This window comes from Streptomyces sp. NPDC051664 (genome assembly GCF_044453545.1).
Taxonomy (GTDB): Bacteria; Actinomycetota; Actinomycetes; order Streptomycetales; family Streptomycetaceae; genus Streptomyces.
Genome location: NZ_JBITCU010000002.1, coordinates 412,442 through 437,466, shown reverse-complemented (window position 1 = coordinate 437,466; position 25,025 = coordinate 412,442). Strand labels below are relative to the sequence as shown.

The 25,025-nt window shown below is 68.6% G+C and carries 19 protein-coding genes and 4 pseudogenes; 15 read left to right on the top strand and 8 right to left on the bottom strand.

Features of this window, described 5'->3' with window-relative positions:
• The first annotated feature begins 82 nt into the window (after positions 1-82).
• Together ACIA8E_RS05300 and ACIA8E_RS05295 are read left to right on the top strand one after the other, a co-directional pair.
• The gene (locus tag ACIA8E_RS05300; RefSeq protein WP_399295075.1) at positions 83-1,105 is read left to right on the top strand and encodes a LacI family DNA-binding transcriptional regulator; all 1,023 of its coding nucleotides are present in this window, start codon (positions 83-85) and stop codon (positions 1,103-1,105) included.
• Positions 1,106-1,248: 143 nt separating this feature from the next.
• The gene (locus ACIA8E_RS05295) at positions 1,249-2,379 is read left to right on the top strand and encodes a PP2C family protein-serine/threonine phosphatase (protein ID WP_399295073.1); all 1,131 of its coding nucleotides are present in this window, start codon (positions 1,249-1,251) and stop codon (positions 2,377-2,379) included.
• 119 nt (positions 2,380-2,498) lie between these two features.
• On the opposite strand, the gene ACIA8E_RS05290 is transcribed toward ACIA8E_RS05295, so the two are convergent.
• Positions 2,499-2,885, bottom strand: coding sequence for an ATP-binding protein (locus tag ACIA8E_RS05290; protein ID WP_399294748.1), 387 nt, complete (start codon positions 2,883-2,885; stop codon positions 2,499-2,501).
• Positions 2,886-3,244: 359 nt separating this feature from the next.
• Between ACIA8E_RS05290 and ACIA8E_RS05285 the strand changes: the two genes are divergently transcribed.
• The 3 genes from ACIA8E_RS05285 (at position 3,245) to ACIA8E_RS05275 (ending at position 4,958) form a co-directional block, all read left to right on the top strand.
• A complete protein-coding gene (locus ACIA8E_RS05285) occupies positions 3,245-3,475 on the top strand; it encodes a hypothetical protein (RefSeq protein WP_399294747.1) in 231 nt (76 codons plus the stop codon).
• Complete coding sequence (locus tag ACIA8E_RS05280) at positions 3,472-4,125, top strand: response regulator (protein ID WP_399294744.1); 654 nt, start codon at positions 3,472-3,474, stop codon at positions 4,123-4,125. The genes ACIA8E_RS05285 and ACIA8E_RS05280 overlap by 4 nt, the downstream gene beginning before the upstream one ends.
• Before the next feature lie 395 nt (positions 4,126-4,520).
• Entirely contained in the window at positions 4,521-4,958 is a 438-nt protein-coding gene (locus ACIA8E_RS05275) for a hypothetical protein (RefSeq protein WP_399294742.1), read from the top strand.
• Positions 4,959-5,039: 81 nt separating this feature from the next.
• On the opposite strand, the gene ACIA8E_RS05270 is transcribed toward ACIA8E_RS05275, so the two are convergent.
• Both ACIA8E_RS05270 and ACIA8E_RS05265 read right to left on the bottom strand, forming a co-directional pair.
• Positions 5,040-6,044 carry a helix-turn-helix domain-containing protein gene (locus ACIA8E_RS05270; RefSeq protein ID WP_399294740.1) on the bottom strand — a complete coding sequence of 335 codons (1,005 nt, stop codon included), beginning with the start codon at positions 6,042-6,044 and terminating at the stop codon, positions 5,040-5,042.
• Positions 6,045-6,606: 562 nt separating this feature from the next.
• Positions 6,607-7,869: an MFS transporter gene (locus ACIA8E_RS05265; RefSeq protein WP_399294738.1), complete on the bottom strand. Its 1,263-nt coding sequence runs from the start codon at positions 7,867-7,869 to the stop codon at positions 6,607-6,609.
• 313 nt (positions 7,870-8,182) lie between these two features.
• Here ACIA8E_RS05265 and ACIA8E_RS05260 point away from each other — a divergent pair, with 313 nt between their 5' ends.
• The 6 genes and pseudogenes from ACIA8E_RS05260 to ACIA8E_RS05235 all read left to right on the top strand — a co-directional run bounded on the left by ACIA8E_RS05260 (position 8,183) and on the right by ACIA8E_RS05235 (position 13,962).
• Positions 8,183-9,280 (top strand): hypothetical protein, encoded by a 1,098-nt coding sequence (locus ACIA8E_RS05260; RefSeq protein WP_399294736.1) that lies wholly within the window; start codon positions 8,183-8,185, stop codon positions 9,278-9,280.
• A 126-nt stretch (positions 9,281-9,406) separates the two neighbouring features.
• A pseudogene (locus ACIA8E_RS05255) lies at positions 9,407-9,544 on the top strand (nucleoside-triphosphatase); the annotation flags it as partial.
• Between the two features lie 46 nt (positions 9,545-9,590).
• Positions 9,591-9,923: a nucleoside-triphosphatase gene (locus ACIA8E_RS05250; protein ID WP_399295071.1), complete on the top strand. Its 333-nt coding sequence runs from the start codon at positions 9,591-9,593 to the stop codon at positions 9,921-9,923.
• A gap of 365 nt (positions 9,924-10,288) precedes the next feature.
• Complete coding sequence (locus ACIA8E_RS05245) at positions 10,289-12,256, top strand: Ig-like domain repeat protein (RefSeq protein ID WP_399295069.1); 1,968 nt, start codon at positions 10,289-10,291, stop codon at positions 12,254-12,256.
• A gap of 483 nt (positions 12,257-12,739) precedes the next feature.
• The gene (locus ACIA8E_RS05240) at positions 12,740-13,135 is read left to right on the top strand and encodes a hypothetical protein (RefSeq protein ID WP_399294734.1); all 396 of its coding nucleotides are present in this window, start codon (positions 12,740-12,742) and stop codon (positions 13,133-13,135) included.
• A gap of 158 nt (positions 13,136-13,293) precedes the next feature.
• Positions 13,294-13,962 (top strand): copper resistance D family protein, encoded by a 669-nt coding sequence (locus ACIA8E_RS05235; RefSeq protein WP_399294732.1) that lies wholly within the window; start codon positions 13,294-13,296, stop codon positions 13,960-13,962.
• 476 nt (positions 13,963-14,438) lie between these two features.
• Here ACIA8E_RS05235 and ACIA8E_RS05230 read toward each other — a convergent pair whose 3' ends face one another.
• Positions 14,439-14,723: a hypothetical protein gene (locus ACIA8E_RS05230; protein WP_399294730.1), complete on the bottom strand. Its 285-nt coding sequence runs from the start codon at positions 14,721-14,723 to the stop codon at positions 14,439-14,441.
• Between the two features lie 162 nt (positions 14,724-14,885).
• Here ACIA8E_RS05230 and ACIA8E_RS05225 point away from each other — a divergent pair, with 162 nt between their 5' ends.
• Positions 14,886-15,164 carry a hypothetical protein gene (locus ACIA8E_RS05225; RefSeq protein ID WP_399294728.1) on the top strand — a complete coding sequence of 93 codons (279 nt, stop codon included), beginning with the start codon at positions 14,886-14,888 and terminating at the stop codon, positions 15,162-15,164.
• Positions 15,165-15,680: 516 nt separating this feature from the next.
• Positions 15,681-15,869, top strand: a pseudogene (locus tag ACIA8E_RS05220) (biotin/lipoate A/B protein ligase family protein); the annotation flags it as partial.
• Positions 15,870-16,087: 218 nt separating this feature from the next.
• Here ACIA8E_RS05220 and ACIA8E_RS05215 read toward each other — a convergent pair.
• From ACIA8E_RS05215 to ACIA8E_RS05200, 4 genes and pseudogenes are all read right to left on the bottom strand, one after another.
• Positions 16,088-16,192 (bottom strand): annotated as a pseudogene (locus ACIA8E_RS05215) (ABC transporter permease); the annotation flags it as partial.
• A pseudogene (locus ACIA8E_RS05210) lies at positions 16,189-16,623 on the bottom strand (ABC transporter); the annotation flags it as partial. The pseudogenes ACIA8E_RS05215 and ACIA8E_RS05210, both read right to left, overlap by 4 nt.
• 8 nt (positions 16,624-16,631) lie before the next feature.
• Positions 16,632-19,007 carry a SpoIIE family protein phosphatase gene (locus ACIA8E_RS05205; protein ID WP_399294726.1) on the bottom strand — a complete coding sequence of 792 codons (2,376 nt, stop codon included), beginning with the start codon at positions 19,005-19,007 and terminating at the stop codon, positions 16,632-16,634.
• Between the two features lie 622 nt (positions 19,008-19,629).
• Complete coding sequence (locus ACIA8E_RS05200; protein WP_399294724.1) at positions 19,630-20,265, bottom strand: TetR/AcrR family transcriptional regulator; 636 nt, start codon at positions 20,263-20,265, stop codon at positions 19,630-19,632.
• Positions 20,266-20,510: 245 nt separating this feature from the next.
• Here ACIA8E_RS05200 and ACIA8E_RS05195 point away from each other — a divergent pair, with 245 nt between their 5' ends.
• Positions 20,511-23,726 (top strand): cytochrome P450, encoded by a 3,216-nt coding sequence (locus ACIA8E_RS05195; protein ID WP_399294722.1) that lies wholly within the window; start codon positions 20,511-20,513, stop codon positions 23,724-23,726.
• Between the two features lie 134 nt (positions 23,727-23,860).
• Positions 23,861-24,907 carry a zinc-binding dehydrogenase gene (locus ACIA8E_RS05190; protein WP_399294720.1) on the top strand — a complete coding sequence of 349 codons (1,047 nt, stop codon included), beginning with the start codon at positions 23,861-23,863 and terminating at the stop codon, positions 24,905-24,907.
• Positions 24,908-25,025: the final 118 nt, after the last annotated feature.

The window sequence follows — 25,025 nt, the reverse complement described above, 5'->3', positions numbered from 1 at the left end:
AGAGGGGCACCGGGTGACACCGAAGGGGCCGCCGGCCGAGGAGACCCGGCCGGCCAGGCGCACACCCGCCCGACGGCCGACCATGAAGGACATCGCCCAGCGCGCCGGAGTGTCGGAGAGCGCCGTCTCCTTCGCGCTCAACGACCGCCCCGGCGTCTCGGAGATCACCCGGGACCGGATCCGGCGCGTCGCCGAGCAGTTGGGCTGGCGGCCGAGCACCGCCGCCCGCGCACTGTCGGGCGAGGGGTCGGCCACCGTGGGGCTGGTGGTGGCGCGCCCGGCAGCGAGCCTGGGCGTGGACTCGTTCTTCCTCCAGCTGATCTCCGGCATCCAGGAGGTGCTGGCCGAGCGTCAACTCGGGCTGCTCTTCCAGGTGGTGGAGGATGTGGAGGCCGAGTGCGCCGTCTACCGACGCTGGTGGGCGGAGCACCGCGTCGACGGGGTGCTCGTCGTCGATCCCCGTACGGACGACCCCCGCCCCGGCCTGCTGGACGAACTCGGGCTGCCAGGAGTCGTGATCGGCGCACTGCCCGGCAGCGACACGGGTCCGCACCCGGGGCTCTCGCAGGTACGCGCGGACGATGCGGGTGCCATGGCGGCGATCGTCGGCCGGCTGCACGAACTGGGCCATCGGCGCATCGTGCACATCGCGGGGCTGCCTTCCCTCGCCCACACCGACCGGCGCATCCGCTCCCTGCGCATCGAGGCCGACCGGCGCGGGCTGGCCGAGGCCCACTCGGTGACCACCGACTACTCCGACACGGAGGGCGCGGCCGTCACCCGCAGAGTGCTGGAACAGTCCACGCCACCGACCGCGATCATCTACGACAACGATGTGATGGCCGCGGCCGGAGCCACGGTCGTCGCGGGCCTCGGCCGCTCCGTTCCCGGCGATGTCTCGGTCGTGTCGTGGGAGGATTCCGCGCTGTGCCGGCTGACGGTCCCCTGGCTGACCGCGCTGTCCCGGGACACGGTCGCATTCGGACGGATCGCCGCACGTGAGCTGACCGCACTGCTCGACGGCGGCGCGGCCCGCACCGTGCAGGTACCGCTGCCCGGGCTGATCGAGCGCGGAAGTACGGCACCGGCTCCCGGCGGCCCATGAGCCGGGCGGGTGTGACTGACGGCCGACGCCCCTCCCCTACGCGGTGTCCCATACCCCTGCGGCACGCTGCCTGAGCCCACCGACCGCCTATGTACCACCGAGCTCAATGAGCACTTCGTCACGATATGATGCGTTTTGTGATCATGCCCGGGCAGCTGCGGCGCCGTCGTCCTCCCTACGACGGCCGGCGGGAAGCTGCTCCGCTGGCACCGGTGATCCTTACCGTCCTCATCGCCTGCCTGGCGTTCTCCACACCGAGGGAGATCGCCGTCAGCCGCCTCCTGCCCGCCGCACCCGCCCTGGCCGCCGCGATGTGGCCCGTGCTCCCCACGATCCTGCTGGGGACGTTCTGCCTGCTGGTCATGGTCGGCCTCAGCCTCGTGTACACCGACCTGGGGACGCCGTACACGGCCGCTGCGATCGTCGCGGTCACCTTGGCGGCCGCATACGCAAGCCATGTCCGGCTTCAGCGGGAGGAGGCGCTCGTCCAGGTCCGGCTCGTCGCCGACACGGCCCAGAAGGTGCTGCTGCGCCCTCTGCCGCGCCGCATCAGGAACATCGAGATCGAGTCGCTGTATCTGGCGGCCCAGGAGCAGGCCCGGATCGGCGGCGACTTCTACGAGGCGGCCGACACACCGTACGGAGTCCGACTGCTCATCGGCGACGTACGCGGCAAGGGCCTGTCCGCGGTGGGGGCGGCCTCGGCGGTGATCAGCTGCTTCCGGGAGGCCGCATACGACGAGCCCGACCTGAGGGGCATCACCCACCGCCTGGACACCAGCATCACCCGCCACAGCGCCACTTTCCCCGCCCACGACCTGCCGGAGCGCTTCGCCACCGCTCTCATCGCCGAGATCCCGCACGGCGGCGGCCACGTCAGGCTTCTCAACTGCGGGCATCCCCCGCCGCTCATCGTGCACCTCGGGGAGATCCGCGTCCTGGAGCCCACCACTCCCTCGCCGCCCCTCAACCTCGCGACACTGATCGGGGACCACTACTACGTCGACACCGTCGCCTTCGCCCCGGGCGACCAGCTGCTGCTCTACACCGACGGCGTAACGGAGACCCGGGACCGCACCGGCGAATTCTTCCCCCTGCCGGACTGGATGCGACGGCAAGGCCCGACGCCGCCCCGCGAGCTGCTCGACCGGCTTCACCGGGCCCTGCTCCACTACAGCGGCGGAAGGCTCGACGACGACATCGCGGCCCTTGCCGTGCGGTGCCCGCACACCTGGACTCCAGGAACACCCCGTGCAGGTGCCTGGGGGCCGTAGGCCTGGCTCGCAGGCCCCGCCGACAGCGGGTTGCCACGGCCGAGGCGGCGGCCTGCCGAGTCTTCGCGGTGCCGGCCGGGCCGGACTCGAACCGCCCGTGGTCGCTGTGGTCGTCGGCTTCACGCAGCGGTGGTGAGACTGAACCAGATCCATTTGCCGTGGCTGTCGGTGAAGTAGCCCCAACTGTCCGCGAGTGTGTCGATGAGGTGCAGGCCGCGGCCGCTCTCGGCTTCCACGTCGGCGGCTCCGGCGGCAACGGGGGTGTGGGTGCTGCTGTCGCGGACGGCGCAGACGAGTTCGCCGGCGGCGTCGTCGTGGTCGAGGAGGACCCGTACCTGGTCGCTGTCGGTGTGCTCGACGGCGTTGGCGACCGCTTCGGTGACCAGCAGCTTCCCGTTGTCGGCGACGTCACCCTCGGGAACCAGAGCGGCCAGGGCACGGCGGGCGCGCCCGACAGAGCGCATGCAGGCGGGCAGGCGCAGATCGGTGAAGGGTCCGTTACGCATCAAGAACACTCCCGGGATCGTCGGGCGAGGGGCGGTCCTGTGACCGCGTCGCTGTCGCCCGGTATGGGCCCCCCGATCTGTGGTGCGTCCCCCATCTGCTCTCCACGGTAGGAGCCGGGCCCCTCCCGGCGGATCGGTCGTTCGGCTGCGCCGGGGGCGGACGAAAGTACGACCCACCTGCCACCGACCGGTGGCCCCTCCTGGGGCTCTCCTTCCCGAGGCGGCCCCGCCGAAGCGCCCCCACGGAGGACGGCCGCTGCGCCACCCATGAGGACAATCCGGATGCGCAGCTCCACGGTCGGCCGGGCGACCTCGCCCGCGCGGTCCGGAGTGCCGCCGACCGGGTCGTCAGGGAGGCTGTGACCGACGCGCTCGAGCACGCTCCGGGAGCCCAGGTTCGAGCCGAGGTCGACCATGGTGACGAGACGGTGGCGGTGTGGCCGATGCCCCTCCTGGCCGGGGCGGGAGGTGGCCTGCAGGGGATCGCCGAGCGCACCCCCGAGGGTGGCTTCCGGGTCCGGGCGACGGTCAGCGTCCACCGCCCCGGCGGCGCAGGAAACCAAGGACTCCAGGAAACGGAGACGACGTGATCAAGGTGCTGCTCGTGGACGACGACCCCTACGTCCGTCATGGGCTGCGGACCATCCTGGAGAGCGACCCGGACATCGAGGTCACCGCCGAAGCCGGCGACGGGCGCCAGGGCATCGAGGCGGCCCGCGCCCACGCATGTGATGTGGCCCTGGTCGACATCCGCATGCCGCACATGGACGGCCTGGCCGCCACCCGGGCCCTGCTGGCACTCCCCGCCCCGCCGGCCGTGGTGATCCTGACGACGTTCCGGCTGGACGAGTACGTGACGGAGGCCGTACAGGCGGGCGCCGCAGGGTTCCTGCTCAAGGACACCCCGCCCACCGAACTGGTGCGTGCGGTGCACACCGTGGCGGGCGGCGATGCGATGCTCTCCCCCGAGGTGACCCGGCAACTCTTGGACACGGTGCGCCGCGGGCAGCACATCGTCAGCGCGGACGAGCGCACAAGGCTGGCTTCGCTGACACCGCGCGAACGGGAGGTCCTGGTCCTCCTGGCCCAGGGCATGTCCAACGCCGACATCGCCAAGCACCTCTTCGCCAGCGAGAGCACCGTGAAGATGCACGTCAGCCGCATCCTGGCCAAGCTGGCGGTGGAGAACCGGGTCCAGGCCGCGCTGCTCGCCCGCAACGCGGACCTGGGCCAGGACTGACACACGCCCACGCAGCGAGCCGGTTGCCACAAGCCGCTCGCCGAAGCTCCGCGCACCGCCCCGGGGGGGGAGTGCCGGGCGCCGGGCAGCATCCTGCTTCCTGCTCGACTACGCCGGCGTGCCTTCGTCCGCCGCCGTGCGACCGGCGACCGACTTTCGTCGGGGTGTGGTGTGTCCCCTCGGCCGTCTCGCAGTGATGGCACGGCTCCATACGTTGGTACACGGCTGCTGCGCAAAGAACGGGCCGGACCGTCCATGAGCGCGGTGGCCGCGTGTTGCTGCCCTCACCATGGCACGGCGGCACGGCGGACGACGCACCGCCCGAGCGCGTTGCACTTCCGCACCGATTTCCCCGACAGTCCGAGTTGTCCCTGCCAGGAAGGGCGTTTTTCAGCATGCCATTTTCCACCGCCATCCGCGGCCGTGCCCGTCGTCTCACCCTCGCCACGAGCATCGTCGTCGCCGTCGGCGCCGGTGTCCTGGCCCCAGCCGCCATCGCCCTCTCAGCCCGACCCGGAATACCCACAGCAGGAGTGACAGCCGCGGCCGACACCCGTGTCACCGACGCGACGCACGGCCATTCCCTCGCGTTCGCGATGGTCGACGCCGACGGGGCCCCCATAGGGAACCAGAACGTCAGGGTCTGCATGGGCACCAAGACCATCAGCCCCTTCACCAACGCGCCCGAGACCGCCCTCCTCCCCACCGACCGCGGTGGCAAGGGGACGCTTCCTGTCGGAGACGGGGGTGACACCGGTGCAGGTGACGGGTGCACCGAAGCCGACTACGGAGGCGAGCACCGGCATGAACGGCGGCACGGGGGCCCGGGCTGAGCACACCACGGGTGACCCGCCGGGTGACGACAAGATCTTTCAGCACAGTCCCGGAGCGAGCGTCGGTACGACCGCGCCCCGCTACACCCAGCCCCGGCGAGCGGCCTGCCATGCCAGTTGCATGCGTGTTGCGGCGTCGGCGAACGTCATCAGCTGCTGGATGTGGCGTTGGACCGTGCGTCGGCTCAGGCCCATCTGGGAGGCTATCGCCTTGTCCGCGACACCTGCGACGAGCAGGGAGAGCAGCCGACGGTCCGTTGCTGAGAGAGGGTCGGCGCCGACCACTCCGTCGGTGCCGCTGACCGTTCCCGAGTCGTCGACGTGCAGGGGGACGGCATCGTCCCAGTAGCGCTCGAAAAGCGCGACGAGCGCCGCCAGCAGGCTGCTGTCGCGTACCAGGGCCGTGGTGGGTTCCTCGGGGCTGCCGTACGGGCCTCCCGGCACGAGGGGGCAGATCGCGATGGCGCGATCGGAGACGGCGAGGCGCAGCGGCAAGTGGGGGACGGCGCGGGCGACTTCACCTGCCCGTACCCCCTCGATAACGTTGTCCACGGCACCCTCGTCGTCGAAGAACGCCTTCTCGTAGAGAACGCGATAGCGCACACCGCGCGCCAGGGCGTCGAACTCCTCGCTGTTGCTGCCCGAGGGCATGGCCACGTACTGCGCCTTGCAGAACCAGAGCATTTCGTCGCGGGTGTCCGCCTGGATACGGCGCAGGTGTTGGCGCAGTGCGTCCGCCCCGGTGATCACCTCGATGAGCTGGTCGGCGTCGCTGCGGCGCATGGTGTCCCGGTAGATCTCCAGCAGTCCGGTGGCCGTGGCGCGGGCATGGTCGAGCGCGTCGGCCTGCTGTTTGAGCCGGGGCATGAGGGCCACGTCGGGAGGCGTGGCCCGGTAGAGCCTCGGCACTCCGTCGGTGTGGCTGGCCAGTCCCTTGGCGGTCAGCGCCGTGAGCGTCTGTTCGGCATCCGTGGTGTCGAGACCGGCTCGTACCGCGAAGTCGTGCGCCGAAGCCCGGCCCATCGTCACCAGAATCCGGTAGGCGGACTCCTCGGCATCGCTGACTCCGGCGGCTTCCAGTGTCACGGTGTTCTCCTTGATGCCACCCGTCCAACAGTTGAATACCGTACTACACCCCTCCAGTGCGGCGGCCGGTGCGCGGACATGTTCAACGGCCGCGCACCCGCCATGTACTGGACGGCTGACGTGACTACCCTCCGTGCAGGAGGCGTGCATTACGGTCTGCCGGACGCTGGGGCCAGTTGCTTCCGGAACCGGTCCAAGTCAATGAATGCACGGCAATTGCTCATGCGGTGCTGTACAGAATCCGGTGACGGTGGGCGCTGTGTCACCGATTATCGGCGTCGCAGGTGGGACATGTCACAACCGCGACATCGCGAACAGGCTGACAGCCCCGGAGCATGAACGACTTCTCATCGACGCATCCGATCGCCTCGACGACGGCGTGGGCGACGTCCTCCTGCCCAGCGGTGGACGCGTCCACTTGCAGGACCCGCAACGCCGGGTCAGGAACATGTCCGGCGATCCGATGCCGGTTGATTCGCAAGCTCGGAGCCCGAGTTCGATTCCCGTCACCCGCTCCAACAGCAAGCCACGGTCCCGGCGCTTCTTCGTTGTCCGGACCGCGCTAACCGCCTTGCCCCAGATCCGCACCGGAAGGCTTCTCCCCGTCCTTCCGCCGGGCGGCCTGCACGAGCTCATCCGGCCCGATCGCGACTTCCTGGCGGGAGTCCGACATCGCCCTGCCCTCAAGGGTGGGAATCATGAAGCATGCCGCGCCGGCCAGGACTCCGGCCAGCATGAAGCCCCACGCATAGCCCGCCGAGCCGATCAGCCCGCCCAGCAACGGCGGTGTCAGCGATGCGGCGAGATTCTGGCCGGTGTTCTGGACGCCCATGGCGCGTCCCGACCAGGAGCGCCCCGCGAGCTCGGCAGTGGCGGTGAAGGCCAGGCCGTTGGTGCTTGCGGTGATACCGCAGGCGACGATCATGGCGAGATCCGTCACCGGCGAGGGCCAGAGGGCACCCAGCGCAGTCGCACCCATGACGACGGCAATGCACACGGACAGCTGCCGCATCGGCCGCATCCTGCTGCCGACCCGGTCGGACCAACGGCCCGCCACGACACGCGAGACAGCCCCCAGCACCTGCGACACCACCAGGAGTTGACCTGCGTGCACGGCGCTCCAGCCCCGGACGTCGATCAGGAACACCATCGCGAAGGCGTTCGCCGCGAACTGTGGAACGCACAGCAGCGCGCTGGAGACATGGATGCGCCACAGGCTGGAGTGACGATAGGGATTGGCCGCCGGCTCCTGCGCTGCGGACTGCGCGGTACGAGGCGGATCCGAGGCCAGCGAGCCGACGAGCACGGCGACGACACCGCACAACGCCGCGCAGAACAACATGGTCCCCTTCACCCCGCTGCGCGCGGCGAGCGTGGGGACGATCAGAGCGGCAATGCCCATGCCCAGTGGGGTCGACGTCTGCCGGATTCCCATGGCGAGCCCGCGCTCCCGGGCGGAGAACCATCCGACGACGAGCCGGCCACTGGCCGCGGAGACCGATGCGCTCGCTGCCCCGGCCAGCGCCAGGAGCACGCCCAGGGAAACCAGACCATTCACCGCGCCCCCCAGGGAGAGGAGGATGGTTGTCATGGCCAGACCGGAGGTGATGACGCCCCGCTCGCCAAAACGGTCAGCAAGGGCTCCCCAGGCGACGAGAGTCAACACGAGGCCGACGGTCGGGCAGGCGATCAGCAATCCGACTTGACCGAGTGTCAGCCCACCCTCCCGTCTCAACGTCTCCGAGGTGTACGGCAGTCCGTAGAGGAAGGTGCACGCGACCGTCTGCGCTGCGGTCCCGAGAGCCAGCATCATCCAACGGCGCACAGCAGTCCTCCCCGGTGTGTGTGGGTTACAACTATGGCAGCGAATCCATAATGCAAGACACTCCGTCTCGCATAATGAGTAAACCTTGTGCGCCGCAGGGGGCAGGTCGCCGCTGCCCCCTGCGGCCGTCAGGCCCGTCACTCAGGGCCGATCTCACGGAAGTGTGGCTGGCGGCGCGCGCCGCAAAGACCCCCTCGGAGAGCCCTCCTGAAGCGTCGATGAATCTTCGAGGCAACTCGAATAACCATTCGATAAAATGTTCAGTAGGAGCGCGCATCATCGAACGTGGGGAGACCGTCGACAAGGAGTGGCAATGAGGCTGTCGTTCCTGGAGCCCCTGTACGCGGAGCCCGGCCCGTTCGCCTCCGTGTATCTGGACACCTCGCGTGACGTCGAACATCCGGAACGGGCGATCGCGCTGCGCTGGCAGCGGTTGCGGGACCGCCTGACCCGTCAGGGCACGGACCGGGCACTGCTCAAGGTGCTGGAGGAGGTGGTCGGCGCCGATACGGAGGTACCGGGGATGCACGGGCAGGCCGTCTTCGCAGCGCACGGGGCGCTCGTACTGGACGGGGAGCTGCCCAGGCCGCCCGCGCACGACTCCGCGCGCTACGGCACGCTGCCGGACGCGATGCCCCTGGTCGACCAGCACATCCCGGAGATCCCCTACCTGGCCGTGACCGTGCACTACGGCGGGCTGCCGACCGCCGAGACCCACGGCTGGGTGACGCTGGACGCGGAGGCCGGGATTTGGCCGGCATCCAACGTCGCCCCGGGTGCGCGGCTGCACCTCAGGGTCGCGGTGGCGACCTGGCACCACACCGCGGTCCGGCTGGGCCATCAGCTGGACGAATGGGCGCGGCGCGTCCACGCCGACGCGGTCGTCATGGGCGGGGACAAGTGGGCGTCCAACGTACTGATCCGCCGCCTCCCGCACGCCCTGCGGGACAGGGTCGTACGCGTAGGAGGTCCCACGGCGACGGACACCGGACGTGCCCTCCTGGAACCGCAGCTGAACACCGTCTTCCACGGCCGCATGGCTGCGCACGACCGGGCCCTCGTGGACATCTTCATCGGCCGGCACGCACTGCACGGGGCCGCGACGGAGGGGCTGTCCGCCACCGTGGCCGCACTCCAGCGCGGCCAGGTCGCGGCGTTGCTGCTCAACCACCTGCCCGGCCGCTCCCTGCGGCTCTGGGCGGGCCCCCAGCCCACCCTGCTCACCCTGACCGAGGAGGAGCTGATCTCCTTCGGCGTGCGGGCACCCCGCGAGGAGCGTGCCGACGAGGCCCTGGTGCGGACCCTCGTGGGCACCAGTGCCGAACTGGTCGTCGTACCGGAGAGCGAGCTGAGGCTGGACGAGGGCGTGGGCGCGCTGCTGCGGTACGCCGACCCGGGGACGCCGTCTTGACGGCGATGAACGCGTACGCGGTTTTGAGCCCGGCCGGCCGTGGTGAGGAAGCCGCTCGGACACGGCGTACGGGCGAAAGAAGTAACGGCGTTTCCCGTACTGCCGACGCCTGAAACGGAGTACGGCATGCCGACAAGGATCCTGCTGGAGGGACGCCCCGGGGTTGGCAAGACGACCGCAATCCGCCGACTGTCTGCGCTTCTGCACCGCCGTGACATCGTCGGCTTCACGACGGAGGAGATCCGGCAAGGCGGCGCCCGGGTCGGCTTCGCTCTGGAGACAGCAGCGGGACACCGTGCCGTGCTCGCCCATGTCGGCCTTCCCGGGGCCGCCGAAGGTGGGGCGCTACGGCGTCGACCTGGGCGTCATGGACCGGTTGGCGCTGATGGCGGCTTCGGCGGATCCTGTCCCCGGGCAGCTTGTGCTCATCGACGAGCTCGGGCGGATGGAGTTGGCCTCTGCCTCGTTCAGGGAGGCCGTCCGGTCCGTCTTCGAGGCCGGCGTCGTCGCGACCGTTCATGCGCACAGCGACCCGTTCACCGACGCCCTGAAACGGCGCGCCGACACCGAGCTCATCGCCGTGACCCGGGCGAACCGGCATTCTCTCCCCGATGGGCCGGCGGCACGGCTGGAGTACCGGTGACGAGTTGGGTGATTCAGCGGAGCAACCACCGAAATCCAGTGGGAGTACCAGGAGTTGGACCGTTGGACTTCGGGTCGGGGAGGACGTGCTGGCGGCGCCTTGCGGCGTGGAGTGAGGCCGGAGTGCGGGACCGGTTACACGTCGTGCGGCCGGGCAGGCAGCACGCGAAGTACGCGGACGACGGGACAGACGCGGAAGATCCGGAAAACCCGCTCCCCAACCGTCACAGCGATGGCTTACGCTGCGCCTGCGGCCGCGCCCTTCACGTCGTCTTCACATGGACGGCATTCGGGTGTCGCGCGGCCCGACTCATCGCCCGGTCTGTCCACCGGGCTTCTCTGTGGGGGGTACGAATCAACGTGCGCATGCGCACCGTAGCGACCGCGCTCGCGGTCCTCTTCAGCTCGACGGCCCTGGCCGCGGGCACCGTGGGTCCTGCTGCGGCGGACTCCAGCACGGCCCTGTCGATCTCCTCGTACGGCGACATCGCCGTGGACGGTGTCCACAAGCGGGTGTACATCAGCGATCCGGCCGGCAACAAGGTCGTCGTCACCGACTACGCGGGCAAGCTCGTGGCGACCGTCCCTGATCTCTCCGGGGTACGGGACCTGGCGATCACGCCCGACTCCCGTACCGTCTACGCGGCCGTCCCGGGTGAGGACGCCGTCGTGGCCATCGAGACGTCCACCTCGACCACGGCCGCACGCTACTCGACCGGCGAGAACACCGACCCGCAGACCCTGGCGGTCGCGGGCGGCCGGGTCTGGTTCATGTACGGGCAACAGCCGTCGCACCACCTGGGATCGTTCGACCCTGCGCAGAGCACCCCCGAGATGGTTCTTGACCAACTCCCCGACCTGGGCTTCTACGACGCCCCCGAGTTGGAGTCGGCCGGGAGCACTCTCGTGATCGGTATCCACGGCACCTGGTCGGGTCTCGCCGTGTACGACGTGTCTTCCGGAACACCCGTGCTGCGCAAGCAGGGCATGCCGGCCGAGGCCGCGAACTATATGAACGACTTCGCGCTCAGCGCCGACGCCGAGCAGATCGTCGCCGCCTCCGGCGAATCGCCTTACGCGGCGACCGCGATCAATACCGATGACCTCAGCCGCACCGGCGGCTACCCGGTCGAGGCGGGCAACCCCAACTCCGCCGCGATCGCACCGGACGGGACGATCGCTCTGTCCACGTTCAGTTGGTACGACAAGGACATCTTCGTCTTCAAGCCGGGCGCGAAGACGCCCTACCGCACTTACACGTACGACTTGAACACATCGGGCGGCGACACCATCGCCAGCCAAGGGCTCACCTGGGCCCCTGATGGAAGCAAGCTGTTCGCCATCGCGTCCGGCAACAGCGGTACCTATCTGCGTGTGCTCGACAACGCCACTCGCTACCCGGTCAAGGCGAGCGTTTCCGCACCGGCCAAAGCGACCCGCGGCAAGAAGCTCAGTGCCACCGGCAAGCTGACCTCCGACAAGTCCTTCCCGTCCGGTTCGACGGTCACCATCACCCGCACCGACATCGACTCGCCCAAGGGGAAGTCGCTGGGTACGAGGACGGTCAGCTCCTCCGGCACGTTCTCCTTCACGGACGTACCGCCCGCCGGCGGCAACGTCACCTACACCGCGCAGTACGGTGGCGATGCCACCCACGCACCGGCGTCGGGCAAGGACACGGTCGCCGTGTCGCGCACCGCCACCTCCCTCACCCTCAACCACAACGGCTCGCTGTACTCCTACGGCACCGATGTCTCGTTCACCGCGCACCTCGGATCCACGTACAAGAACCGCACCGTCGAGCTGTGGGTGAACCCGTTCGGCTCGGACAAGCCGAACAAGCTCGTGAAAACGGGCAAGGTCAATTCCAAGGGCAACTTGTCCACCACGGTGGACATGACCCGGGACACCACGGTCACGGCGGTCTTCGCCGGTGACGCCCGCTCGGCCTCCAAGACGGTGAAGGCCACGACCTATGCCAAGGTGAGGGTCTCGACCTCCGTCTCCAAGCAGTACAAGACGGCGAAGATCGGCTCCACCTCGTACGCGTACTTCCACAAGAAGACCAACCCAGTCTTCACCACGACCATGACGTATTACAAGAACCGCTCGCACAGGCTGAACCTGGAGATCTACTACCAGGGCAAGTGGTACGACGCGGGCTCGCAGTACTTCAAGCTCGGGACCAACGGCAAGTCCGCCGTGACGCTGACCGGCACGCACGACACCGGCTACCGGATGCGCATGCGCGCCTCGTACATCAACGGCTCGTCCGGCGACAACGTGAACTCCACCACCTACGGCGCCTGGAAGTACTTCTACTTCACGAAGTAATACGCCTCAGCAGGCACGGAAGGACTCCACGGATGTGGGGTCCTTCCGCTTTGTGGCCCGCCGCCCGGCCGGCGGACGCGGAGGTGTGATGCCGTACGCACCAGGTCCGCATGACGTCGGGCGAACCAGCGCGCACAGCGACTCGTTGCGGTATTCCCGAGTCGCGATTGCGACCCGGCTTTCCTCCGGGACCACTTGGAAGACGTGTTCCACGTGTTGCCGACGGAGTTGGCCAGGGTCCCGATGTGCAGCTGCTCGCCGTCTCCCATGCCGGCGAGGAGGCACAACGTGGCCAGGCGGGCAAGAACGGCGTCGGCCAGGGCAAGGCCATCCATCACCAATCGGCGGGTCGAACGCGCGGGCCCGGACGAGTCGGTGGATCGAGGTTCCGTGCCGAGCATGTCATTTTCCCGCATAGACCAAGGAGCTTAGGATGCCTAACCTAACTCGCCTGTATTTGTTCGCACACGAGGATGGCGAGCCATGCCCCTGCCCGGTCAGTTCCCCCATGCCCTGCCGCTTTCCGCGGCGGCTCCGTCGACCCCGCTCGGTCCGTTCGAGGACAGCGCCGTGGCCTGGTCGACCTGGGTGACGCTCATGGGATTCGTCGGCGTAACCGTCCTGGCCCTGGTGTCCGCGGGCCCGGTCGCCCGCGCGATCGGATCGGACACACTCACTGCGGTGACGGTGCGCCTGTCCCGACCGGCGGTTGTGCTGGGGGTCCTGGCCGTGCCGGCAGTGCTCGCCGGCCTCGCTCACAACGCATCGGAGGAGGGCGGCTACGACTTCGGCGCAGCATGGAACTCGCTGTACGACGGCAGCAACGCAGGCCGCCTGTCGGGACTGGAAGTGACCCTCGTCTCGTCGGTACCGCACTGATCGCGCCCCTGGCCGTCCGCAGAGTCGCGGCGAGACCGGCCCGGCAGTGGCTGCTGGCGGCAGGACTGTGCGCGGGAGCGGTCGCGCTCGGTACCACCAAGTTCCCGGATGAGGTACCTGACGACTGGGGCCGCACCAGTTTCGAAACGCTCATGTGGATGCTGCATCTGCTCGGCGGAGTGGCGGGCCTGACAGTTCTCGCCCTTTCCCGCGTGGTCGCTCCGGCCGATCGAGGGGCCTTCTGGTCCCCTGTGATACGCCGCTTCTCCGTGGCCGCGATGAGCTGCGTCGCCGCCATCACACTGTCCGGGCTGTTCTTGTACTGGGGGCACGTCGACGGTCCCTCTCAGCTGTTCACGACGATGTACGGGCGCGTGCTCGGCGTGAAGATCCTTATCTTCGGTGCCCTGCTGCTTCTCGGCGTCTTCAACCAGTTCTGGCTGCACCCGCGTGTCGACGCACTGCGTGCCGCCGGTGACGAGCGCCCTCTGCGCAAGCTCCTCGCCCGGGAGTTCCCCATCGTGATCACCGTCGAGACGCTGCTCGCAATGACGTTGCTGTTCGTCGCCCCCTTTCTTCACGGCTCGGCCCGTAATCAGGCATTCCAGGCTGACGTAGCCAAGCACTCCACGGTCGCGTTGGACGAGCTGCCAAAGATCGCCGACAAGGAGGTCAGCACGTCCACGTGGGTGTGGGGCACCACCGAAACCATCGCCGTCATCGCCGTGATGATTGCCGGTTACTGGATCTCCGGAGCCGTCGCCCGCCGCCGTACCACCGCCGCATCGGTCACGGCAAGCAGTCCGGGCGACCTCGTCGAAGCGTGAATCCACGCCAACTTCCGCGCGGGCCGAGGCTGCACCCCCGGCGGGATCGCGGCCTCTTCCGGCCGGTACGAAGGCGGACGCCTTCGACCACTTGACCTGACCAGCCAGCGCCGTGTCGCGAGCGCGAAAAGGTGAGCAGCCAGGAAGGTGCTCCTTCCGGGCTGCTCGCCCGCCCGCGTATGTCAGCACGGCGCAGCATCGCCGCGGTCCGGTGCCGGGCCCTGTCGGGCTCGACGAAACATGCCTGGCTGAAGCGAGTCCGGCGTCCGTGCGGGAGGTGGGTGCGCAGGGATGATGAGCCACTGCCGCTGCTGGGTGTCGTCGAGCGTGGCGAGGCAGCCGTCCCGCCTACCTGCTAAGACGTCGCACAATGCCGAGCAGAAGGCAGCGTGGGCAGGCTGTGTCGGGCGCGCTGCTCGTACGCGGCGACCAACGCGGTACGCAGCGTCACAGCCGTGCCACCTTCCGGCAGGCCGCTACGAATGGGCCACGACCTCGCCGGCCGTGACCTGGGGAGGGCTGGGGAGCAGGGAAGCGAGGCGATCCCGTACGAACTCCCCCGCCTTGTCGGTCGACTCCTCGGCGCCGGCCGGGTCCTGGAAGACACTCGTCGAGACCATCACCCCGCCCCCGGCATCGACCCAGTAATAGGCCACAAAACCTCGGACCTGGCGGAGGAGCGGCACGAACCCTTCGTTCACCCGGCGTCCCGCCTCGGCCGGATCGGTCACCCCTTCGTACCGCCGAACCACTGCATACATGGCTGGTCTCCTCACTGGATCGCTGGAGTCGTCTTCTGCGGAGACGGCGTACCCGCCGCAGGACGTAAGGCGTGCGCGAGACGTGCCGCATTCACCGGAAGGATCCGTATCGGTGATCCGAACGGCGGCTTCCGGCACCTGAAGCCGCTCGCCCGTTCAACGGTGAACAGTTGGTACACCGGCCGGACGCCGCCGGACGACTTCGACCGGCTCCGGGCCTTGGTCGAGGTGCTGCCGGAGTGGGCCGGCGCCCCCGACCGTCGACCTCCAGGGGCCGTCGACGAGCTGTTCACCGGCCCGAAGGAGGACAAGTTCAGCGGCACCCTCGACCGTGGCGACGCTTACGGGGTCCTGATGTGCCTGCTGGGCACGTGCAGGTCGATCGTGGGGACCTGCCGACGTCGGTCAACCCGCTCCGTACTTCGGCCGGCGGGCCGCTGAGGTTCGACGTTGACCAGTACCGCTCGTGCCGGTTGGGGTCAGGCGCTGATGTCAGGAATCGGGCTGCCCTTGACGTGCGTCCGTATCACCGTTTGCAGTGCTTCGAGCTCTCACGGGCCTGCCGAGGACCTGAAGCACCGCGCCGAGCACGACGAGAATCAGGGCTACGGTGGCGAGCTCCGCGGCCACTTCACAGGACCATCCGACCAGCCTTGGCACTCCGTTCAAGGCCAGGCCGCCGCCCATCGCGATAGCCCCCCAGCCAGCCATCTGGCGATGCCGGTACCGCGCTGCTTTCCAACCACTCAAGGTCAACGCTCCCCCGGCTGCAATCAAGCATCCGCAGGCCAACATGATCCACGCTGTCATGGCACTCCTCCGCCGGGAGGTTTCCGCGCGGTCGGCAGAGACTTGTTGGCCAGGTCCGAGCGCCGCCTACGCACTGCCCTCAACCCACCACTTACCCCAGCTCCCATCCCGTCAGGCGACCATGATCCGGACGGCCATCAGGTGGGCGACGTATGGGCCGCCGAGGTCGCGGCCGGCCGCCGGCCGCCTACGTTGCGGGTCTGGGAATGGGCTTCTCCCGCCGTGATCATCGGCAGCTTCCAGTCCCTGCGCAACGAGGTCGACCCGGCGGGCGCCGATCGTCACGACGTCACCGTCGTCCGGCGTATCTCCGGCGGCGGCGCCATGTTCGTCGAATCGCAAAGGCACTACGCCACCGCCGCATAGGGATAGCTCCAGTTCACCGGGCAGCGAACCCTGAGGTATTGGCACATGTGGACGCGCGAAGAAGGTCGGCCGGAATTCCGCCGTACCATCCGCGATTGTGAGCACCGCCGTGGCATCTACACCTCTCCGCCTTCGCCTCGTCGACGACGTACCCGAAACCTTCCGCCGGCGTAAACGCGGCCTCATCGTGAGAGCAGCAGGTTCAGGGTCCCCGACAGGTAGCGCCATGCGTGCAGGAGGTTGCGGCGCAGCATCGTGTTCGAGTCGCGTACAGCGAGAGAGAGGGAGCTCATCGGACGGTCTCCTTGGGCTGGTTGGTGACGTGGGCGGGGCCGGTCAGAGCGAAGAACACGTCGTCGAGGTCGGGGGTATGGACGGTCAGTTCGTCCGCCTCGATGCCGGCGGAGTCGAGCCAGTCGAGAATGGAGCGCAGTTCGCGCTGACTGCTGTCGCTGGGGATGGAGAGCGACAGCGCCTCGTCGTCCCGGGTGACCTCGCGCAGGGCGTCAGCGGCGGACTGATACGCGACCGGATCAGTGAAGCGAAGCCGGACGTGCCCGCCCGGGATGAGCCGCTTGAGCTCCTCGGAGGTACCCTCGGCGGCGATCTTGCCCTCGTTCAACACAGCGATGCGGTCAGCGAGTTCGTCGGCCTCCTCCAGCTGCTGCGTGGTGAGGAAGACCGTCACGCCGTCGGAGACGAGGCCGCGGATGATGCCCCACACGCCGCAGTTCAGTCTGGATACTCGATGAGCTGCTCGGCCCAGATCGTCTTGCCGCCTGGGCTGTAGCGGCAGCCCCAGCGCATGGCGAGCTGGGCGACGAGGAACAGGCCGCGTCCTCCCTCGTCGGTGGTTGCGGCACGCCGCAGGCGAGGCTGGGTGGGGCTGGAGTCGGTGACCTCGCAGACTAGAACGTCGTGGCGAATCAGACGCAGTTCCGCAGGCGGACGACCATAGCGGATGGCGTTAGTCACCAGTTCGCTGACGATGAGTTCGGTGGTGAACAGGAGGTCGTCCAGTCCCCACCTGGTGAGTTGGCGGGTTGTCCATGCACGCGCCTCGGAGACGACGGCAGGATCGGCCGGGATCTGCCAATGAGCGGTGTCCTTCGCCGGGACGGCGCGGGTGCGGGCCAGCAGCAGGGCCGCGTCGTCACGCGGCGCCTGGTCAGCCAGGTTGGCGAGGAGAGCCGCGCCGGTTTCGTCCAGAGGGTGCTCCGGCCTGCAGGTCGCGGCGAGAGTGTCCATCAGGTGCCGCAGCCCTTGGCCGATGTCGTCGCCCTCCCATTCGATCAGCCCGTCGGTATAGAGGGCGAGGACGCTGCCCGGCTCGAGGTCGATCGTGGTGGTCTCGTACGGCATGCCGCCGATGGCGAGTGGCGGTCCCGGGGAGACCTCGACGACTTCGACGGTCCCGTCGGGCCGGATCAGGACGGGCGGTGGATGCCCGGCACTGGCCAGGGTGCAGCGTTGAGTGACTGGGTCGTAGACCGCGTACAGGCACGTGGCGCCGACGGTGTCCTGGTCTGCCGGTGGGGCTTCGGTCGCAAGGCGCTGGACCAAGTCCGCGATCCGGGTGAGCAGCTCGTCGGGCTCGAGTTCGAGGTCCGCGAGCGTCTGGATGGCGGCGCGCAAGCGTCCCATGGTGGCGCTCGCGGGCATGCCATGGCCGACGACATCCCCGGCGACAAGGGCCAGCCGGAGAGACGGCAAAGCAATGGCATCGAACCAGTCGCCGCCGATCTCCGCTCCGTCGCCCGCGGGCAGGTAGACACCTGCAGTCTCGCCTGCCGGAGCGTCGGTCGTGGCCGGAGGAAGAAGACGTCGCTGCAATGCAACAGCCGCCCGGTGCTCTCGCGTGTAACGGCGGGCATTGTCGATGGCGAGTGCGCCCCTCGATGCGATCTGAGCCATGAGATCCGCCTCGTCCTCAGTGAACGGAACGGATGAGCCGACGCGCCAGACGGACACATCTCCGAGCGTGAGGCCGCGAGCGTGCAACGGCGCCACCATCACCGAATGACAGCCCTTCGGCAGAAGGAACTCGACCAGCTGCGGATCGCCGATCACAGAGATGTACTCGTCGCGGCTGAGGATGACCGTCTCACCGTGTTGAAAACTGCGCAGGATGGGGTGATCGAGGAACGGTGGAACAGGGTCGCCGCGCTCGATGCCGGCCGGCCACCCCTCGGCGGCCGGTGCCATCGCAGCGTTGCGTAGACAAAGATCTCCACCGCCCAGCCGCTTCGCGGGTTCGTCACCGTCGAATACGGCCTCCGCGAGATCGACCGCGGCGAAGTCTCCGAAGGCCGGCGCCATTACATCCGCCAGGTCCTGCGCCGTGCGCACGACATCGAGGGACCCCCCGACGCGCTCGGCCGTCTTACGAGCGAGGTCCAGGTCCCGACGAGCCCGCCATTGATCAGTGGTATCGATGTACAGCGCTACCACTCCGGTCGGTCGCCCCCGCTCGTCCTCGAGGCGGAAGGCGGACAGTGACATGGCCCGCTGCCGTGCCGGGTCGTGCTGCCACCTCACTGTCTGGTCCCTGCGGAGCAACGGTGCGCCCGTGTCGAGGACCTGACGCAGGAACGCCTCGGTTTCCTCAGCGTCCCCGTCCACCAGCACGTCGCGCAGCCGGCCCCTGGGCGGCACGGGGGGACAGCCAAAGACGCCCGTCAGGTTGTTGTGCACGATGACCAGATCCCGATCATGCAGGGCGATTGCGATCCGGTCCTGTGAGGAAAACGCGCGCAGGAGTGCTATGCCGTGCTGTTGATCGGACACGTTCTGTGTGGGAGCTGCCACGACGAGGAGATCGGAAGACCCTGTAACCCGCGTCGCCCGGAATGTGACGGGAATGACCTCTCCAGAACGGTGGCACAGCCGTACCTGGCCGAATGCAGGTATCTCCGCGGCCGTAGCCGGGTCGCCCGGGAGGTCGGCCAGCAGTTCCTGTACAGGGCGGCCGCACACATCCCCGGCCGTCAGTCCCGTCAGGTCCGCCGCCGTTTCGGTCCACCCCAGCACGGTCCCCCGGCTGTCGAGTACGGCGGTTGCCAGGTCGTCCAAGGCGTACAGCCAACCGCCAGGTTTCGGACTGATCATGCTCGTTGTCCTCTGGCGATCCAGCGCCGGACAGTCGTTCCTTTCGTGCCCATTTTTCACTCCACTGTCGGATGCTGGCGAGTGGGGATCTGTGGCCGCTTGACCAGATTATCGTGATCATCTATGTCGCGCCTTGGGTGCAGGGCTGGGCGCCGGGGCTGGATGGCAAGCCTGGCCCGCCGTAGGTGTTGTCAGTCCCTGCTGGTCTTTTGGGCGGACCCGGTCCCGGCGTCTGGCGAACCGCCACAGCGGTCTTCGCCCGTGCGCGGTGGCGAGCGTCGGCGGGACGGTCACCATCTGTTATCAGTGCTGCCGTGGGCTGCATGGAGTCACTTCAGCCTCGCCTCGGCGCGAGTGGCGAAGGTGTGCCGGTGGACGTACTCGACCGTGAAGAGCGAGTGGAACGACTACGCGGCGCCATTGTCCGACCCGACGCGCCCCATCAACTGCACCACGCCCCAGCGGCCGCAAAAGTACTGGAACTCCTCGGACGTAACTTCGCTGCCGGGGACTTTGTGGAAGATGACGACGTCGACCTGGTTCGGATGCCGGCGAGGGGGAATCTGTGACCACGCGTAGTCCGAGCTCGCTCGGCCACGGGCCTGCCCCAGGCCGCAATGCCTCAGGACTCAATGGCTGGCACTCCGGCGTCACGATTGACGGTGAGTCGGCTTTCCAGGCCCGTGATGATCGTGTCCAGTACCAGGCGGAACATGCGGTCCTCGTCAGGGGCTCCGTCCGGGGGCCCGTCTTCGCCGTCTTCGCCGGAAGCGGGGGCGGTGGGCTTGAGGTTCGACCACTGGTGAAGCGCACCGTTGAGTTCGGCGATGAGGACACCGATGACGACGGCGCACATGAGAGCGGCGATCTGCTGGATCTCTGTGGGCGGTACCCCTAGGGCATCCAGTGTCGCGATGAGCGCGGCCCAGAACGGGTCGTCGGGCTGGATGAAGTCCGGGTGGCTGAATGAGTAGGCCATGAGGTTGGGGTGGCGGTACGCCAGCGTCCGGAAATCTGTGGCGAGCAGGCGGATGCGCTCCTGCCAGGGAGCCTCCTCCAGCGTCACGGTGCGGAACTGGGCGCCGATCATCCTTGCCACTCCGCGCAGCAGGGCGTCCTTGTTCGGCACGTGGTGGTACGGCGACATCGGGTTCGCATCCAGCGCGGTCGCGAGTTTGCGCATGGTGAGCGCCTCGACCCCGTCCGCGTCGATGAGCCGTAGGGCGGCTGCATAGATCCCGGCCTCGGTCAGAGGCACGTCTCTCTTCCTTGTTCCCCGCTGGGGACGCTTCGCCTTTGTCATACGCCGTACGATATATGTTCCGTACAGCGTATGGAAATGGGCTCGGCCACACCGTGACGGAGCAGACACTCCCGCGCCCCGGGTTGCGCTCGACGTTCCGTACGGCGTACGGTTCTCTTCCATACGGCGTATGTTTCTGAGGTACACCCCGGCATCGACCGGCGCCGCTGCCTTTCCCTCTCCGCCCAAAGGAGCAAGCCATGACCACGTCGAACGACCTTCGCCCCATTCGGTCCCCGCGCGGGATGCCCCTGCTCGGCCACACCCCGCAGATCCCCAGCACCAACCCGGTGGCGTACTTCGGCGAGCTGTCCAAGCGGTTCCCCGAGGGGCTCTACAGCCTGGAGATCGCCGGCATCGAGCAGGTCTTCGTCTGGGACCCGGACCTGGTGGCCGAGGTCTGCGACGAGACGCGGTTCTTCAAGCAGATCGAGAAGACGCCGCTGGCCCATGTCCGGGACTTCACGGGTGCGGGCCTGTTCACGGCCCACCAGCACGAGGAGGAATGGGGCATGGCTCACCGAGTCCTCCTCCCGGCCTTCAGCCAGCGGGCAATGAAGGGCTACTACGGGCAGATGCTGGAGATCGCCCAGAACCTGGTGGGCAAGTGGGAGCGCAGGGAGGGCCAGTCGGTCAACATCACCAACGACTACACCCGGCTGACCCTGGACACCATCGCTCTGTCGGGGTTCGGTTACCGGTTCGACTCCTTCGCCGAGGAGGATCTGCACCCCTTCCTCAACGCACTGCTGGAGGCGCTGGTTGAGTCGCTGCGGCGCTCGCAGGAGCTGCCGATGATGACCAAGATGCGCAAGGCCGACGACAAGAAGTACCGCGAGAACATCCAGCTGATGCGGGACCTGGTCCAGAGTGTGATCAAGGAGCGCCGTGAGGGGAAGGGCACCGCTGAGGATGACCTGCTGGGTCTGATGCTGGAGGCCACCGACCCGGAGACAGGTAAGGGGCTGGCCGACGACAACGTCCGTGACCAGGTGGTGACGTTCCTCATCGCCGGTCACGAGACCACCAGTGGTCTGCTGTCGTTCGCCACGTACTCGCTGATGCGTAACCCGCAGGTGCTGGCCCAGGCCTACGCCGAGGTGGACCGGCTGCTGCCGGGCGACACGGTCCCGGACTACGACACGATCATGCAGATGGACGTGATCCCGCGCATCCTGGAGGAGACCCTGCGCCTGTGGGCTCCCATCCCGCTGATCGGCAAGTCCCCGATCGAGGACACCGTCATCGGCGGCTGCTACGAGCTGAAGAAGGGAGCGCAGGTCAACCTCCTCGAGGGCCCGCTGCACACCCACCCCAAGGCGTGGGACCGGCCGGAGGAGTTCGACATCGAGCGGTGGCTGCCGGAGAACCGGGTCAACCACCACCCGCACGCCTACAAGCCGTTCGGTAACGGCGTGCGTGCCTGTATCGGCCGTCAGTTCGCGCTCACCGAGGCCCGTCTGGCCCTCGCACTGGTGCTGCAGAAGTTCAAGTTCGCCGACACCGACGACTACAAGATGGACGTCAAGGAGGCGCTGACGCGCAAGCCCGGCGGCTTCGAACTGAAAGTGCGGGCCCGTCGGGAGCACGAGCGGACCGTGTTCGGCGCAGTGGACCTGCAGGCCGACGACACGCAGGCGCAGGCCACGGTCAGCGGGGTCGGGGTGAACCTGACCGTCGCCTACGGCTCCAGCCTCGGCTCGTGCGAGGACCTGGCGCGCACCATCGCCGACCGCAGCGAGCGCTCCGGGTTCGGCACCACCCTGGTCGGCCTGGACGAGCTGGGCGACAACCTGCCCACCGAGGGCCTGCTCGTGGTCGTGGCCTCCAGCTACAACGGCAAGGCCCCGGACAACGCGCAGCGTTTCGACGACCTGGTCGCCGCCGGCCTGCCCGAGGGCTCGCTGAAGGGGGTGCGGTTCGCGCTGCTGGGTGCTGGCAACACCCAGTGGGTGGCCACCTACCAGGGCTTCCCCAAGCGGATCGAGGCAGGCCTGCTGGCCGCCGGCGCTACTCCCGTCATCGAGCGCGGCATCGCGGACGCGGCCGGTGACTTCGACGGCATGGCCACTCGCTGGATGGACACCCTGTGGGCCACCCTGGCCGAGGAGTACGCCGCTGACACCTCCGAGGCGGGCGGTCCGCGCTTCCAGGTGCAGCTGCTCACCGAGGCGGACGTGCGCCCCGCGATCGTCTCCGGGCAGGCCTACCCGCTCACGGTAGTGGCCAACGAGGAACTAGTGGCCGACGCGACCGGCCTGTGGGACTTCAGCCTCGAGCCGCCGCGCCCGTCGGCGAAGTCCATCACCATCGAGCTGCCCGAGGGTGTCACTTACGACACCGGCAACCACCTGGCCGTCTTCGCCAAGAACGAGCCGGTCCTGGTCAACCGCGCCCTCGCCCGCCTCGGCGTCGACCGCGATCAGGTCCTGCGCCTGGAGCAGCCGGCCGGCGGCCGCACCCACTTCCCGGTGGGCACCCCCGTGACCGCAGGCCTGTTGCTCACCGAGTTCCTGGAGCTGCAGGACGTGGCCACCCGCTCCCAGATACAGACGCTGGCCGAGCGCACCGAGTGCCCGTGGACCCGGCCGCAGTTGCACGCCTACACCGCCGACACCGAGGAAGCCGAAGAGCGCTACCAGAACGAGATCCTCGGCAAGCGGGTCTCGGTGCTGGGCCTGCTGGAGCGCTTCCCCGCGGTCGAGCTGCCGCTGGCGGTCTTCCTGGAGATGACGGGGCCGATCCGTCCCCGCTTCTACTCCATCTCCTCCGCACCGCTGGCCAACCCGCGCCACATGCGCCTGACCGTGGGCCTGCTGGAAGGCCCAGCCCTGTCCGGTGACGGCCAGTACCGCGGCACCTGCTCCTCCTACATCGCAGGCCTTGAGCCCGGTGACGTCTTCTACGGCTACGTCCGTGTCCCCTCCCCGACCTTCGCGCCGCCGGCCGACCCGGCCACGCCGCTGGTTCTCATCGGCCCGGGCACCGGTATCGCGCCGCTGCGCGGATTCCTGGAGGAGCGCGCCTCGCAGCAGGAGAACGGCACGAAGGTGGGCCTGTCGCAGGTCTTCGTCGGCTGCCGCCACCCGGAGCACGACTACTTCTACCGCCAGGAGATGCAGGGCTGGGAGCAGTCCGGGATCGCGCAGGTCCACACCGCGTTCTCCGCGGTGGCCGGTCACCCGGCCCGGTTCGTGCAGAACGCCATCGCCAATGCCGCCGACACGGTGTGGCAGGCCATCGAAGACGGCGCGTACATCTACGTCTGCGGTGACGGCCGCCGGATGGCGCCCGCCGTGCGCGAGGCCCTCGCCGCGATCTACCGCCAGCGGACCGGCGCCGACGACGAGACAGCCCAGCAGTGGCTCGCCCAGCTCGAGGCCGACGAGCGCTACCAGCAGGACGTCTTCGCCTGACCCTCAGACCCCGGGAGGCGTGCGGCGTACCTCTCCCCCCGCACGCCTCCCGGCCACCACAAGCCCGCCAGACACCACAGGGCACCCATCGGCCCGAACCGGCCGGGAGTGCCACTCATAGAAGGAAGATCACCATGGACACCATGCTCGCCGGACGTTTCCACCTGGACAGCAAGAAGTTCGTCGTGGAGGAGGCCCCCGTTCCCGTGCCCGGCCCGGGCGAGGTCCTCATCGAGGTCAAGGCCGCCGGCGTCTGCCTGTCGGACGTCCACCTGATCGACGGCACTCTAGTCCCGCAGTTCGCTACCTCCGACGTGGTCACCGTCGGCCACGAGGTCTCCGGTGTGATCCACACCCTTGGCCCCGCCCTCAAGCGCGGCCTGACCGTCGGCACCCGCGTCACCCTGGAGGCCGGCAAGACCTGCGGCCAGTGCACCGACTGCGCGCGCCGCCGCCCCTGCACTCAGATGCGCACTGCCGGCATCGACTACGACGGCGGCTGGGCCCAGTACACCATCGCCCGCGAGGACACCCTCATCCCCATCCCCGACAACCTCCCCTTCGACCAGGCCGCCATCATCCCCGACGCGGTCTCCACCCCCTACGCCGCCGTCGTCACCACCGCGGACGTCCGACCCGCCCAGTCCGTCGGCATCTGGGGCGTGGGCGGAGTCGGCGCGCACAACGTGCGCCTCGCCCGCCTGGTCGGCGCCGCGCCGATCATCGCCATCGACCCGCTGCCCAGCGCCCGCGAGCGCGCCCTGGAATTCGGCGCGGACTTCGCCCTGGACCCGGCCGCCTCCGACTTCGCCGACCAGGTCATGAAGGCCACCGCCGGACGAGGCCTCGACTTCGCCTTCGACTGCGCCGGCGTTCCCGCCGTCCGCGAGCAGGCCGCCGCGGTGCTGGGTCTGGGCGGCTCCCTCATCCTCGTGGGCATCACGCCCAAGCCGCTCACCATCACCGAGGGGCTGACCTTCAACTACATGCAGAAGCAGGTCCGCGGCCACTACGGCGGCTCCCCCGAGTCCGTCTCCGAGCTGGTGAGGCTCACCGCAGCCGGCCGACTCGACCTGGCCCCCTCCATCACCGACCACATCCCGCTCGCCGACGCCGCCGACGCCGTCCACCGGCTGGAGAACAAGATCGGCGACCCGATCCGCCTCATCCTCGTTCCCTAACACCTGAACAGAAAGCTCACCAAGACCACCTCCGGCAGGGGTGAGTGGGCGCCGATGCTTGAGAGAGCACCGGCGCCCACGGTCTTTCGCTCCCGGCCCCCTGAAACACAGAGAGTTC